This window comes from Enterobacter sp. DN (genome assembly GCF_046054285.1).
Classification (GTDB): Bacteria; Pseudomonadota; Gammaproteobacteria; order Enterobacterales; family Enterobacteriaceae; genus Enterobacter; species Enterobacter hormaechei_C.
In genome coordinates this window covers 17143-29191 of record NZ_JBJJTG010000015.1, presented here as the reverse complement: position 1 = coordinate 29191, position 12049 = coordinate 17143, and the positions used below count along the sequence as shown (strand labels likewise).

Genomic DNA, 12049 nt, shown 5'->3' with positions numbered 1-12049 from the left:
CCCACACAGATTGTCTGATAAATTGTTAAAGAGCAGTTGCGACGCGCTTCAGCGCTCTGTCGCGAGGTGGCGTATATTACGCTTTCCTCTTTCAGAGTCAACCCGTTATTTCAGGATTTTTCTCTTCAGCCGACCCGGTTGTTTGTGAAGTGATTCACATGTTCCGTGTCGATGGAGGCGCATTATAGGGAGTTCTCCGCAGGCCGCAACCGCTAAATGACAGAAAAATGACTGACTGCTGCATTCCACAGCAAAACCCCGCCTTATACCTTTTTACGCACAGACTTATCCACAATGATACGAAAAAGTAAAAATGTGCGAGCGTTGCGCAAACGTTTTCGTTAAAATGCTCGCGCTTCACAAGGATGCCTCGTCAGGTGTGTTAGATGAGTTTTTCACAGGAAAATTCATCTAACGCTCTCTGTAATCGTGAAATCCAGGGGATTTACCATGCAACAACGTCGTCCAGTCCGCCGCGCTCTGCTCAGTGTTTCTGATAAAGCCGGTATCGTCGAATTCGCTCAGGCACTTTCTGCACGTGGCGTAGAGCTGCTTTCTACAGGCGGTACCGCTCGCCTGTTAGCAGATAAAGGTCTGCCGGTAACCGAAGTGTCCGATTACACCGGTTTCCCGGAAATGATGGATGGACGTGTCAAAACCCTGCACCCGAAAGTGCACGGCGGTATTCTGGGCCGTCGCGGTCAGGACGACGGCATTATGGAGCAGCACAATATTGCCCCCATCGACATGGTGGTTGTTAACCTCTACCCGTTCGCCCAGACCGTTGCCCGCGAAGGCTGTTCTCTGGAAGACGCTGTTGAGAATATCGACATCGGCGGCCCGACCATGGTGCGCTCCGCAGCCAAGAACCATAAAGATGTGGCCATCGTGGTAAAGAGCAGTGACTACAACGCCATTATTAATGAGATGGATGCCAACGAAGGGTCCCTGACGCTTGAAACGCGTTTCGATCTCGCCATCAAAGCCTTCGAGCATACCGCCGCCTACGACAGCATGATCGCCAACTATTTCGGTAGCCTGGTACCTGCCTACCACGGTGAAAGCAAAGATCCATCTGGCCGCTTCCCGCGCACCCTGAACCTGAACTTCATTAAGAAGCAGGATATGCGTTACGGTGAGAACAGCCACCAGCAGGCTGCCTTCTATATAGAAGAAGAGGTAAAAGAAGCCTCTGTAGCGACTGCCCAGCAGGTTCAGGGCAAAGCGCTCTCCTATAACAACATTGCCGATACCGACGCCGCGCTGGAATGCGTGAAAGAGTTCAGCGAGCCAGCCTGCGTTATCGTCAAGCACGCCAACCCATGCGGCGTTGCGGTAAGTGCGTCTATTCTGGAAGCTTACGATCGCGCCTACAAAACCGACCCGACCTCCGCGTTCGGCGGCATTATCGCCTTCAACCGCGAGCTGGATGCGGAAACCGCGCAGGCCATCATCTCCCGTCAGTTTGTCGAAGTGATCATCGCGCCATCAGCATCCGAAGAGGCGCTGAAAATCACCGCGGCGAAACAGAACGTGCGCGTACTGGTTTGCGGCCAGTGGGCAGAGCGCGTTCCAGGCCTGGACTTCAAGCGCGTGAACGGCGGGCTGCTGGTTCAGGACCGCGATCTGGGTATGGTGGGCGAAGCCGATCTGCGTGTCGTCACCAAACGTCAGCCAACCGAGCAGGAACTGCGTGACGCGCTGTTCTGCTGGAAAGTGGCGAAGTTCGTGAAATCCAACGCCATCGTCTACGCCAAAGAGAACATGACCATCGGAATAGGCGCAGGCCAGATGAGCCGCGTTTACTCTGCGAAAATCGCGGGTATTAAAGCAGGTGACGAAGGTCTGGAAGTCAAAGGTTCCGCCATGGCCTCTGACGCCTTCTTCCCGTTCCGCGACGGTATCGATGCGGCCGCTGCTGTGGGCATCACCTGTGTGATCCAGCCTGGCGGTTCAATCCGTGATGACGAAGTGATTGCCGCTGCCGACGAGCATGGCATCGCAATGATCTTCACCGACATGCGCCACTTCCGCCATTAATTCCCGGAGCAGAAAATGAAAGTATTAGTGATTGGTAACGGCGGGCGCGAGCACGCCCTGGCGTGGAAAGCAGCGCAGTCTCCGCAGGTTGAAACCGTCTTTGTGGCACCGGGTAACGCCGGGACCGCGCTGGAGCCCGCGCTACAGAACGTCGCCATCGGCGTAACCGACATCCCGGCGCTGCTGAGCTTTGCCCAAAACGAGAATATCGATCTGACGATTGTTGGCCCGGAAGCACCGCTGGTGATCGGCGTTGTAGATGCCTTCCGCGCCGCGGGCCTGAAAATTTTCGGCCCAACGGAAGGGGCTGCGCAGCTGGAAGGCTCAAAAGCCTTCACCAAAGATTTTCTCGCGCGTCATAACATCCCGACGGCGGAATATCAGAACTTCACCGAGGTAGAGCCTGCTCTGGCTTACCTGCGTGAAAAAGGCGCGCCGATTGTGATCAAAGCCGACGGCCTGGCTGCCGGGAAAGGCGTTATCGTGGCGATGACCCTCGAAGAAGCGGAAGCCGCCGTGCAGGATATGCTGGCGGGTAACGCCTTTGGCGACGCGGGCCACCGCATCGTGATTGAAGAGTTCCTCGACGGCGAAGAAGCGAGTTTTATCGTGATGGTTGACGGCGAGCACGTTCTGCCGATGGCGACCAGCCAGGATCACAAGCGCGTAGGCAATGCCGACACGGGGCCAAACACCGGCGGGATGGGAGCTTACTCCCCTGCTCCGGTGGTCACTGACGAAGTACACCAGCGCACCATGGACCGCATCATCTGGCCAACCGTGAAGGGGATGGCTGCGGAAGGCAATACCTACACCGGTTTCCTTTACGCAGGCCTGATGATCGACAAGCAGGGTAACCCGAAGGTGATTGAATTCAACTGCCGCTTCGGCGATCCGGAAACCCAGCCGATCATGCTGCGCATGAAGTCCGATCTGGTTGATCTGTGTCTGGCGGCGTGCGAAGGCAAGCTGGACGAGAAAACTTCCGAGTGGGACGAGCGTGCCTCTTTAGGTGTGGTGATTGCTGCGGGTGGCTATCCGGGTAGCTACAACACCGGAGATGAGATCCACGGCCTGCCGCTGGAAGAGATTGACGGTGCGAAGGTGTTCCACGCCGGTACAAAGCTCTCTGACGACGACTGCGTGCTCACCAACGGCGGTCGCGTGCTGTGTGCGACCGCGCTGGGCCAGACCGTGGCAGAGGCGCAGAGGCGCGCCTATGCGCTGATGGCGGATATTCACTGGAATGGCAGCTTCAGCCGCCAGGATATCGGCTATCGTGCCATTGCGCGGGAGCAGGGAGAGTAATTTCACACCCTCACCCTAACCCTCTCCCACAGGGAGAGGGGATTTACGTCAGAAACTCTTCTCTGTCGGCTGCCAGGTGCAGAAATCTTCATTCGCCACCAGCAACAGCTGAGAGCCTTCCGGCGCTTCCAGCCATGCCACACTCACCTCCACAGATGAATGCCGCTGACGACGCTGGATGTGTTCGGTTGCCCAGGATTCAAGCTCAGGCTTCACCGTCTGCCCTTCGCAGGTGGTCACCGTGCCGTCGGCATGCCAGCGCCCCTGGCGCAGCACCACGCGGCCCTGACGCAGCGCATCGCTGGTCTGGCGGAGTTGTTCAGCACGGTAGCGGTAGAGAGCGACCTGATCGCTGGAAAGCTGCTGTTTCAGTCCACTGACCTCATGCTGCATAAAGCTCAGCTCGCCGTGGTCGTCGAAACGCACCTTCACGTGTTCGGGAGTCTTACTGTAGATATTCAGTTCAATGAGCGACAGCGCATCGCCCTGCCAGCGGTATTCTGCGGTCGAGGTGTTGCCGTTATGCCACGGGCTGAATGCGGTGAGCATATGGACTTCATCGCTGGAATCTTTGCGCCAGATCCTGACCGCACCCTGGTTGTCAGCGTAGCCGCTGGCGGTAAACGGGGGGAGTGAGGAATCATGGCTACAGGCAGACAGCAACAGTACGCCTGCCAGCGCGAGCGTTCCACGCCAGAATGACAAAAGGGGCGTTGCCGCCCCTTCGTTAAAACTGTTCACTGCCACGCGTCTTACTTAACTGCGTCTTTCAGTGCTTTACCAGAAACAAATGCCGGCACGTTAGCTGCGGCGATTTTGATTTCTTTACCGGTCTGCGGGTTGCGGCCAGTACGCTCAGCGCGGTGGTTCACTTTGAAGGTACCGAAACCAACCAGTTGTACAGCATCGCCTTCTTTCAGAGACTCAGTAATAGCAGCCAGGGTAGATTCCAGAGCAGCTTTAGCCTGCACTTTAGACAGATCAGCCTTGTCCGCAATTACATCAATCAGTTGAGTCTTGTTCATAAGTTATCCTTTCAATGTGTTTATCGCTTGCTAAGCATCGAGTGCGACGAAAATGCCAAAAAAGCACTCTCCTGCATACACGCACCGATAGCCACTTTTTTTCGCCCCCCAAATGTAGACCAGACGGGGGGCGAAAGGGAAGAGTCGAGGAGTGACAAAACAGGCGTTAAATCACGTTTTGTTGTCTCATTGGTTAAAAATTATACCAATATTGCTCTCACCGGCCTCGCGAAGGTCCGCGCGAAGCCCTTTGATCAGCTCAATATCACGTTCTTCACACTCCGCCAGCAGACGGAAAATTTCCCACTGAATATCCCATTCCTGTTCAACCGCCGGGTTAGCACGCAGCTCCTCGTCGGTCATTTCACGGCCTTCCTGGGTCATTTCCAGCATCGCAACGGTGGTAATGGATGCCTTACTGACTTCAATGGCGTGTTCCAGGGTTTCACCGCTCAGACGGGAGTGGATCAGCTCGCTCAACGCCACACAGGCATCAATGGCCGGGTAGACGCCATACAGGTCGAAATCATCCGCAGCCGGAATAGCCTCTTCCAGCTTTTCGAGCTGAGAGTCAAAATTTACCTTCGCATCTTTGACCGTCAGCGTCTCCCAGATTAAATCCAGGATACGACGATAAATCTGGCCTTCGCCAAACGCCGTCTGCTTGCAGAACGCGGCATAGTTGGGATACATGCGCTCGCACAGGCAAGCCATAAACGTCACGTGCTGCCAGCTTTCCAGCTTCTCAAGGCGCAGATGAATCGGGTTTTGTAACATGATGATGTCTCGAATCGAAAATTAGCCGCAGTTTACCTGAATCACGGCTGAATTTCCTGCCAACGAATGAATGCCGGACGTGAAGAGGCCACGGCGTCGGCCCAGCGGGTTGGCTCCGGTAAACGGTAGCCCTTCATACAGCGTTGCACCCACGCCAGGGCGCTATCCATGCTGACCCGATGCCCGGTGGCGATAAACAACGGGTTGCAGCGCGCTTTACTGCGCCAGACCCACGCCAGCTGCTCGCCTTTATGGATAAGCGGCGCCAGTGCGCCCGGTTCGGCAGAGAGCGGCTCAAACGCGCCGCACAGGCGTTTTTTCGCCACGCCGATGGTCGGCACGTTCACCAGCAGACCAAAGTGGCTGGCGACGCCTAAGCGACGCGGATGGGAGATACCATGCCCATCAACAAACAGTAGATCGGGTTTTTGCGAGAGTTGCTCCCACGCGGCCAGCAGCGCGGGATATTCGCGGAAGGAGAGAAAGCCGGGGATATAGGGCATGGTAGTGGCGATACGCGCCACCTTGTACTCCACCAGCTCCAGCGAAGGGTATTTCAGCACCACCATCGCCGCTCGCGTCACTTCACCGCCCTGCTCAAATCCGACGTCCGCCCCGCCAATGTACCGCGGAGGGTCCGTATCCAGACGATCCTCGCGGATCACTGATGAAGCCAGTTCGATTTGCTGAGCGCGTAGCGACGCGAGATCCATAACCACTCCTTACTTATGATACTGGGCAGAAAGCCGATGCACCGCCTCCACAAATACGCCAGCGTGTTCTGGCGGTACATCCTGATGAATACCGTGACCGAGGTTGAAGACGTGGCCTTCGCCCTGGCCGAAACCAGACAGTATAGTCGACACTTCTTCTTCGATACGGGCAGGCTGCGCATAGAGCATGGACGGATCCATGTTGCCCTGGAGCGCCACTTTGTCCCCCACGCGACGGCGCGCATCGGCAATATCGGTGGTCCAGTCGAGGCCCAGCGCGTCGCAGCCGGTGGCCGCCATCGCTTCCAGCCACTGACCGCCGCCTTTGGTAAACAGCGTCACCGGCACGCGACGGCCTTCGTTTTCACGCAGCAGGCCATCGACAATTTTGTGCATGTAGTACAGGGAGAACTGCTGATAATCACGTCCGGTCAGCACGCCGCCCCAGGTGTCGAAAATCATCACCGACTGCGCGCCCGCTTTAATCTGCGCGTTGAGATAGAGCGTGACGCTCTTCGCCAGCTTGTCGAGCAGGGCATGCAGGGCCAGCGGCTCGGCGTACATCATCTTTTTGATGACGGTAAAGGCTTTGCTGCTGCCGCCTTCCACCATGTAGGTGGCCAGCGTCCACGGACTACCGGAGAAGCCAATCAGCGGCACGTCGCCTTTCAGTTCGCGGCGAATGGTGCGCACGGCGTTCATCACATAGCCCAGCTCGCCTTCAGGATCGGGGATCGGCAGCTTATCAACGTCGGCTTTGCTTTTGATCGGAGAGGTAAAACGCGGGCCTTCTCCGGTTTCGAAATAGAGCCCAAGGCCCATCGCATCCGGAATGGTGAGAATGTCCGAAAAAAGAATGGCGGCATCGAGCGGGAAGCGGCGCAGCGGCTGGAGCGTCACTTCACAGGCCAGCTCGGCGTTTTTGCACAGCGACATAAAATCGCCTGCCTGCGCGCGCGTGGCTTTGTACTCTGGCAGATAGCGTCCCGCCTGGCGCATCATCCACACCGGGGTGACATCAACGGGCTGGCGCAGCAGCGCACGCAGATAACGATCGTTCTTCAGTTCGGTCATTTTGCAGTTCCTTATTGCGTCAGTCCGTCAGTGTAACACTACTCATACTCGGCCCGACACATTGCCACGGTATCTTCTATCAGGCGACGCGCCACCGTTCCCGGTGGGGGCAGCAGCGGTAAATCGTCGTAGCGATACCAGTTCGCCTCCAGCAGCTCTTTCTGATCGATAACAATCTCGCCGCTGTCGTATTCCGCCATAAACGCGGTCATCAGGGACATCGGGAACGGCCACGGCTGCGATGTCACATAGCGCAGGTTTTTCACCTTAATGCCGCTCTCCTCCATCACCTCGCGCGCCACCGCCTGTTCCAGCGTTTCGCCGACTTCCACGAACCCGGCGAGGACGGTGTGAATGCCGTTGCGATGGCGGGTATGCTGCGCCAGCAGGATGGAATCATCACGGCGGATGGCGACAATGATGCACGGTGCGATTTGCGGGTAATAGCGTTCACGGCAGTGGCCGCAAAGCATTGCCCACTCGGTTTTGCTCGGGTGCATGGTGTGGCCGCAGTAGCCGCAGTATTTGTGCGAGCGGTAAAACTCCGCCAGCTGCACGCCGCGCCCCGCCAGCTGGAACAGGCCGACATCCCGATCCAACACCTGACGAACGGATCCCATATCCTGACGACGAGCCTGTTGGATCAACCATACCGGATCGCCCTGCCACTCGCCGATCCGCAGCGCCGGTTGGCCGACGAGATCGAAGATGTCTGCCGCACCGTAGGGTATCTCCCCACCGGGCAGCCATAATTTTTGTTCGTGACTGACGATCCACCAACCCAGATCTGATTTTTCAATAATACGATCCATATCTATTGCACTACCTTCGCTTCACTGACATGTTGTTAGCATTATGGTTACATTTTGGATAAGCAGATCCCATTCTAAACCTTATGGAGTCGACCATGTTAAACCAGCTGGAAAGCCTGACTGAGCGCGTTGGAGGAAGTAACACCCTGGTGGATCGCTGGCTACATGTGCGCAAGCATCTACTCGTGGCGTATTACAATCTGGTTGGTCTTAAGCCTGGCAAAGAATCCTTTATGCGGCTGAATGAAAAAGCGCTGGACGACTTCTGTCAGAGCCTGGTCGACTACCTTTCCGACGGCCATTTCAACCTTTATGAACGCATTATCCGCGAAATGGAAGGGACAACGCCGTATTTAGCGGCCAGCAAACTCTGTCCGCTGCTGGAAGCCAACACCCAGCAGATCATGGACTACTACGATTCCACGCTAGAGAACGCTATCGATCACGATAACTATCTTGAGTTTCAGCAGGCGCTTTCCGACCTTGGCGAAGCGCTGGAAGAGCGATTCACGCTGGAAGACAAGCTCATCGCCCTCGTGCTGGACAACAACCTGAATATCAGCACCAGCGATAACGTTGCGCGCCCTGCTTGAGTTCTTAATCGTTAACGAGTAATTTACAACCATTCGCCCCTCTCACGAGGGGGATTTTTCTTGTCGGAGTGCCCAGTGTGAAAGCACGGGCTGAGACCGTTAATTCGGGATCCGCGGAACCTGATCAGGTTAATACCTGCGAAGGGAACAAGAGTCACACTGCTGTTGTATCGCCCCTGAGGCGATCTTCTCTTGCTTCATCCGTCGTCTGACAAGCCATGTCCTTCACATCTGGAATGAGCTATGTCTACAACAAAACTGACCCGCCGCGAACAGCGCGAACACGCACAACGCTTCATCGACACCCTGGAAGGCACCGCTTTCCCGAACTCAACGCGCATCTACATCACCGGTTCACAGGCTGATATCCGCGTGCCGATGCGCGAAATCCAGCTCAGCCCGACGCTTATCGGCGGCAGCAAAGAAAACCCGCAGTTTGAAGACAACGAAGCCGTGCCGGTGTATGACACCTCCGGCCCGTACGGCGACCCTTCTGTTGCTATCAACGTACAGCAGGGTCTGGCAAAACTGCGCCAGCCGTGGATTGACGCCCGTAACGACTGCGAAGAACTGAGCGTGCGCAGCTCGGCGTATACCAACGCGCGCCTGGCCGACGACGGTCTGGACGAGCTGCGCTTTACCGGCCTGCTGACGCCGAAACGCGCCAGAGCGGGTAAATGCGTGACCCAGCTGCACTACGCGCGCCAGGGTATCGTCACGCCGGAGATGGAGTTCATCGCCATCCGCGAAAACATGGGCCGCGAGCGCATCCGCAGCGAAGTGCTGCGCCACCAGCATCCTGGTGAAGGGTTTGGCGCTCGCCTGCCGGAAAACATCACGCCGGAATTTGTGCGTGGTGAAGTGGCCGCCGGGCGCGCCATTATCCCCGCCAACATCAACCACCCGGAATCCGAGCCGATGATTATCGGCCGCAACTTCCTGGTGAAGGTCAACGCCAACATCGGTAACTCGGCGGTGACGTCATCCATCGAAGAAGAGGTGGAAAAGCTGGTCTGGTCGACGCGCTGGGGCGCGGATACGGTGATGGATCTTTCCACTGGCCGTTATATTCACGAAACCCGCGAATGGATCCTGCGTAACAGCCCGGTACCGATTGGCACCGTCCCGATTTATCAGGCGCTGGAGAAGGTTAACGGCATCGCCGAAAACCTCACCTGGGAGGCGTTCCGCGACACGCTGCTGGAGCAGGCCGAGCAGGGCGTGGACTACTTCACCATCCACGCGGGCGTGCTGCTGCGCTACGTGCCGATGACGGCGAAACGTCTGACCGGTATCGTCTCACGCGGCGGTTCGATTATGGCGAAATGGTGCCTTTCCCATCATCAGGAAAACTTCCTCTACGAGCACTTCCGCGAAATCTGCGAAATTTGCGCCGCGTACGACGTCTCCCTGTCGCTGGGCGACGGCCTGCGCCCGGGCTCCATCCGCGATGCTAACGACGAGGCGCAGTTTGCCGAGCTGCACACGCTGGGCGAGCTGACCAAAATCGCATGGGAGTACGACGTGCAGGTGATGATTGAAGGCCCGGGCCATGTGCCGATGCAGATGATCCGTCGCAACATGACCGAGGAGCTGGAGCACTGCCACGAAGCACCGTTCTACACCCTGGGGCCGTTGACCACCGATATTGCGCCGGGCTACGACCACTTCACGTCAGGCATTGGCGCGGCGATGATCGGCTGGTTCGGCTGCGCCATGCTCTGCTACGTGACGCCGAAAGAGCACCTCGGGCTGCCAAACAAAGAGGACGTGAAGCAGGGGCTGATCACCTACAAGATTGCCGCCCACGCGGCGGATCTGGCGAAAGGCCATCCGGGCGCGCAAATCCGCGACAACGCCATGTCCAAAGCGCGCTTTGAATTCCGCTGGGAAGACCAGTTTAACCTGGCCCTCGATCCGTTCACCGCCCGCGCCTATCACGACGAAACCCTGCCGCAGGAATCGGGCAAAGTGGCGCACTTCTGCTCCATGTGCGGACCAAAATTCTGCTCGATGAAGATCAGCCAGGAAGTACGTGATTATGCCGCCGCGCAGACCATTGAAGTCGGCATGGCGGACATGTCGGAAACCTTCCGCGCGAAAGGCGGCGAAATCTACCTCAAAAAAGAGGAGGCATAATGTACCAGCCTGATTTCCCCCCTGTCCCCTTCCGCTTAGGGCTTTACCCGGTGGTGGACAGCGTGGAGTGGATCGCCCGCCTGCTGGAAGCTGGCGTTCGCACCCTCCAGCTACGCATCAAGGATAAACGCGATGAAGAGGTGGAGGCCGACGTGATCGCCGCTATCGCGCTGGGACGTCGCTACCACGCCCGCCTGTTTATCAACGACTACTGGCGGCTGGCGGTTAAACACCAGGCGTACGGCGTGCATCTGGGACAGGAAGATCTGGAAACGACCGATCTCAACGCGATCCGTGACGCCGGTCTGCGGCTGGGCGTTTCTACCCACGATGATATGGAGATCGACGTGGCGCTGGCGGCCCGCCCCTCTTACATCGCGCTCGGGCACGTTTTCCCAACGCAAACCAAACAGATGCCGTCCGCTCCACAGGGTTTGACGCAGCTGGCGGCCCACGTTAAGCGCCTTGCCGATTACCCCACCGTTGCCATCGGCGGGATCAGCCTTGAACGTGCGCCCGCGGTGCTGGAGACCGGCGTCGGCAGTATCGCCGTCGTCAGCGCTATCACCCAGGCGGCAGACTGGCAGGCCGCCACCGCGCAGCTTTTACAACTGGCAGGAGCAGGTGATGAAAGATCGTGATTTTATGCGTTACAGCCGCCAGATCCTGCTGGAGGATATCGCCATCGAGGGGCAGCAAAAGCTGCTCGCCAGCCGGGTACTGATTGTCGGTCTGGGCGGATTAGGCACCCCCGCCGCGCTGTATCTGGCCGGCGCGGGCGCGGGCACGATGGTGCTGGCCGATGACGACGAGGTACATCTCAGCAATCTGCAACGGCAAATTCTCTTTACGACAGAAGATATCAACCAGCCTAAAGCGCACGTTACGCGCCAGCGGCTGAACCAGCTTAACCCCGATATCGAACTGGTCGCACTCCAGACGCGGCTGAGCGGGGAAGATCTGCAACGCGAAGTGGCCCTTGCCGACGTGGTGCTGGACTGTACGGACAATATGGCGACACGTCAGGCCATCAACGCGGCCTGTGTTGCGCAGAACACGCCGCTGATCACCGCCAGCGCGGTCGGTTTCGGTGGGCAAATAATGGTGCTTACGCCGCCGTGGGCACAGGGCTGCTACCGCTGCCTGTGGCCGGACGAGGCTGAACCGGAGCGTAACTGCCGCACGGCAGGCATTCTGGGCCCGGTGGTGGGCGTGATGGGTACTCTTCAGGCGCTGGAGGCCATCAAGTTGCTCAGCGGCATGGAGACAGAACGCAACACGCTGCGGCTGTTCGACGCCCGCTCTAGCGGCTGGCGTCATCTGGCGTTAAACCGTGCTAGCCACTGCCCGGTATGCGGAGGCCGCAATGCGCATTCTGTTTAACGATGAGCCGATGACGTGCGACGACGATCTCACCGTTGCCGCCCTGCTCGACATGCTGCGCCAGCTGAAGCCGGGAACGGCGCTGGCGCTCAATCAACAGATCCTGCCGCGCGAGCGGTGGGAACATCAGCAGGTCAATGAGGGCGACCAGATCCTGCTGTTTCAGGTTATCGCAGGGGGCTGAG

13 protein-coding genes and 1 riboswitch are annotated in these 12049 nt (G+C 57.8%); of the genes, 7 read left to right on the top strand and 6 right to left on the bottom strand.

What is annotated here, in order from left to right:
- Nucleotides 1-450: 450 nt before the first annotated feature.
- Both purH and purD read left to right on the top strand, forming a co-directional pair.
- Complete coding sequence (purH, locus tag ACJTMZ_RS21945; RefSeq protein ID WP_023295751.1) at nt 451-2040, top strand: bifunctional phosphoribosylaminoimidazolecarboxamide formyltransferase/IMP cyclohydrolase; 1590 nt, start codon at nt 451-453, stop codon at nt 2038-2040.
- Between the two features lie 15 nt (nt 2041-2055).
- The gene (gene purD, locus ACJTMZ_RS21940) at nt 2056-3348 is read left to right on the top strand and encodes a phosphoribosylamine--glycine ligase (RefSeq protein ID WP_252011178.1); all 1293 of its coding nucleotides are present in this window, start codon (nt 2056-2058) and stop codon (nt 3346-3348) included.
- 48 nt (nt 3349-3396) lie between these two features.
- Here the strand turns inward: purD and ACJTMZ_RS21935 are convergent, their stop codons facing one another.
- The 6 genes from ACJTMZ_RS21935 to nudC all read right to left on the bottom strand — a co-directional run bounded on the left by ACJTMZ_RS21935 (nt 3397) and on the right by nudC (nt 7749).
- Nucleotides 3397-4089, bottom strand: coding sequence for a DUF1481 domain-containing protein (locus ACJTMZ_RS21935; protein WP_017384076.1), 693 nt, complete (start codon nt 4087-4089; stop codon nt 3397-3399).
- A gap of 11 nt (nt 4090-4100) precedes the next feature.
- Nucleotides 4101-4373, bottom strand: coding sequence for a nucleoid-associated protein HU-alpha (gene hupA / locus ACJTMZ_RS21930; RefSeq protein ID WP_002445246.1), 273 nt, complete (start codon nt 4371-4373; stop codon nt 4101-4103).
- A gap of 186 nt (nt 4374-4559) precedes the next feature.
- Complete coding sequence (locus tag ACJTMZ_RS21925) at nt 4560-5150, bottom strand: YjaG family protein (protein ID WP_003862310.1); 591 nt, start codon at nt 5148-5150, stop codon at nt 4560-4562.
- A gap of 41 nt (nt 5151-5191) precedes the next feature.
- A complete protein-coding gene (gene nfi, locus ACJTMZ_RS21920; protein WP_062939283.1) occupies nt 5192-5863 on the bottom strand; it encodes a deoxyribonuclease V in 672 nt (223 codons plus the stop codon).
- Nucleotides 5864-5872: 9 nt separating this feature from the next.
- Nucleotides 5873-6937: a uroporphyrinogen decarboxylase gene (gene hemE / locus ACJTMZ_RS21915; RefSeq protein ID WP_022650209.1), complete on the bottom strand. Its 1065-nt coding sequence runs from the start codon at nt 6935-6937 to the stop codon at nt 5873-5875.
- Nucleotides 6938-6975: 38 nt separating this feature from the next.
- Entirely contained in the window at nt 6976-7749 is a 774-nt protein-coding gene (gene nudC, locus ACJTMZ_RS21910) for an NAD(+) diphosphatase (protein ID WP_015569966.1), read from the bottom strand.
- Nucleotides 7750-7844: 95 nt separating this feature from the next.
- Here nudC and ACJTMZ_RS21905 point away from each other — a divergent pair, with 95 nt between their 5' ends.
- From ACJTMZ_RS21905 to thiS, 5 genes are all read left to right on the top strand, one after another.
- A complete protein-coding gene (locus tag ACJTMZ_RS21905) occupies nt 7845-8342 on the top strand; it encodes an Rsd/AlgQ family anti-sigma factor (protein WP_017384077.1) in 498 nt (165 codons plus the stop codon).
- A gap of 54 nt (nt 8343-8396) precedes the next feature.
- A riboswitch (TPP riboswitch) is annotated at nt 8397-8506 on the top strand.
- Nucleotides 8507-8585: 79 nt separating this feature from the next.
- On the top strand, nt 8586-10481 hold the full coding sequence (thiC, locus tag ACJTMZ_RS21900) for a phosphomethylpyrimidine synthase ThiC (protein ID WP_252011180.1): 1896 nt from the start codon (nt 8586-8588) through the stop codon (nt 10479-10481).
- Nucleotides 10481-11122, top strand: a complete 642-nt coding sequence (gene thiE, locus ACJTMZ_RS21895) for a thiamine phosphate synthase (protein ID WP_230238927.1) — start codon at nt 10481-10483, stop codon at nt 11120-11122. Before thiC ends, thiE begins: the two co-directional genes overlap by 1 nt.
- Nucleotides 11109-11864, top strand: a complete 756-nt coding sequence (gene thiF, locus ACJTMZ_RS21890) for a thiazole biosynthesis adenylyltransferase ThiF (protein WP_045328860.1) — start codon at nt 11109-11111, stop codon at nt 11862-11864. Before thiE ends, thiF begins: the two co-directional genes overlap by 14 nt.
- Entirely contained in the window at nt 11848-12048 is a 201-nt protein-coding gene (gene thiS, locus ACJTMZ_RS21885) for a sulfur carrier protein ThiS (RefSeq protein WP_015569971.1), read from the top strand. The genes thiF and thiS overlap by 17 nt, the downstream gene beginning before the upstream one ends.
- Nucleotide 12049: the final 1 nt, after the last annotated feature.

What these genes read in the sequence shown, in the direction of transcription:
- ACJTMZ_RS21905 (WP_017384077.1), top strand. Translation starts at nt 7,845, where the DNA reads ATGTTAAACCAGCTGGAAAGCCTGACTGAGCGCGTTGGAGGAAGTAAC.
- ACJTMZ_RS21925 (WP_003862310.1), bottom strand. Translation starts at nt 5,150, where the DNA reads ATGTTACAAAACCCGATTCATCTGCGCCTTGAGAAGCTGGAAAGCTGG.
- purD (WP_252011178.1), top strand. Translation starts at nt 2,056, where the DNA reads ATGAAAGTATTAGTGATTGGTAACGGCGGGCGCGAGCACGCCCTGGCG.
- hemE (WP_022650209.1), bottom strand. Translation starts at nt 6,937, where the DNA reads ATGACCGAACTGAAGAACGATCGTTATCTGCGTGCGCTGCTGCGCCAG.
- nudC (WP_015569966.1), bottom strand. Translation starts at nt 7,749, where the DNA reads ATGGATCGTATTATTGAAAAATCAGATCTGGGTTGGTGGATCGTCAGT.
- nfi (WP_062939283.1), bottom strand. Translation starts at nt 5,863, where the DNA reads ATGGATCTCGCGTCGCTACGCGCTCAGCAAATCGAACTGGCTTCATCA.
- thiE (WP_230238927.1), top strand. Translation starts at nt 10,481, where the DNA reads ATGTACCAGCCTGATTTCCCCCCTGTCCCCTTCCGCTTAGGGCTTTAC.
- thiS (WP_015569971.1), top strand. Translation starts at nt 11,848, where the DNA reads ATGCGCATTCTGTTTAACGATGAGCCGATGACGTGCGACGACGATCTC.
- thiC (WP_252011180.1), top strand. Translation starts at nt 8,586, where the DNA reads ATGTCTACAACAAAACTGACCCGCCGCGAACAGCGCGAACACGCACAA.
- thiF (WP_045328860.1), top strand. Translation starts at nt 11,109, where the DNA reads ATGAAAGATCGTGATTTTATGCGTTACAGCCGCCAGATCCTGCTGGAG.
- purH (WP_023295751.1), top strand. Translation starts at nt 451, where the DNA reads ATGCAACAACGTCGTCCAGTCCGCCGCGCTCTGCTCAGTGTTTCTGAT.
- hupA (WP_002445246.1), bottom strand. Translation starts at nt 4,373, where the DNA reads ATGAACAAGACTCAACTGATTGATGTAATTGCGGACAAGGCTGATCTG.